The organism is Mycobacterium sp. E3305 (assembly GCF_001666785.1).
Taxonomy (GTDB): Bacteria; Actinomycetota; Actinomycetes; order Mycobacteriales; family Mycobacteriaceae; genus Mycobacterium.
Window position 1 is genome coordinate 1 of sequence record NZ_LZJA01000221.1, and the last position, 710, is coordinate 710.

General features: G+C 68.9%; 1 pseudogene. It reads right to left on the bottom strand.

The features are described from left to right. Window positions 1–130: 130 nt before the first annotated feature. Window positions 131–710, bottom strand: a pseudogene (locus A5701_RS20405) (hypothetical protein); the annotation flags it as partial.

Genomic DNA, 710 nt, shown 5'->3' on the forward strand with positions numbered 1-710 from the left:
CAACCCGGCCACCGTCTTGGGGTGGTTATTACGGCCCCAGGCCATACATCTCGGCCAGCATTTGCGCGCCGATCCCGTTCGTCCACATCTGCGCGGGAATCTGACAGCTCCCGGTCTCACCCAGGCAGCTTCAGCGGCGGCGTAACCACACGATGACGCCGACGGCGGCAGCCAGGGCCACCACCACCGGCACAACGCCGCGGGATGGGGCTGCACCCGTCGCCCGAGCAACGAACTGGTTCGACCGGGTGGAGTTTTCGACATGAGGGGCCACGGGCTTAGTCGTTGCTTGGCTCCCCGATTGCTGGGGCGGATCGCGACGTGTCACCGGAACGTCGGCCGGCGGGACGGTCGACGGTGGGCGGGTTGCTTCCGTCCGCGGCGACGAACGTTGGGACGCTCCTTGCCGGGCTCCCATCCGCGAAGCGTTCGCCCGCACCGAGGGCGATGCGGCCTCGGGCTTGCGATCCGCCTGGTCGGCGTGGCCCCCATCGCGGTCACGGCGCCGCCGCGGCGCCCATACCTCGTCTCCCAGCTCGTCGGGAATCAGCCACATCAGCAGGGCGAAGTTCACCGCCGCCAGGACACCGTGCAGGACAATGTCAGCGGCGTGGAACCCCAGGGGCGTCGGAATCGCGCGCGCGGTTGCGACGCTGCTGAAAAACAGCAATAGCGTGTAGGCCACCGCGCTCCCCGCGGTGACGGTTACC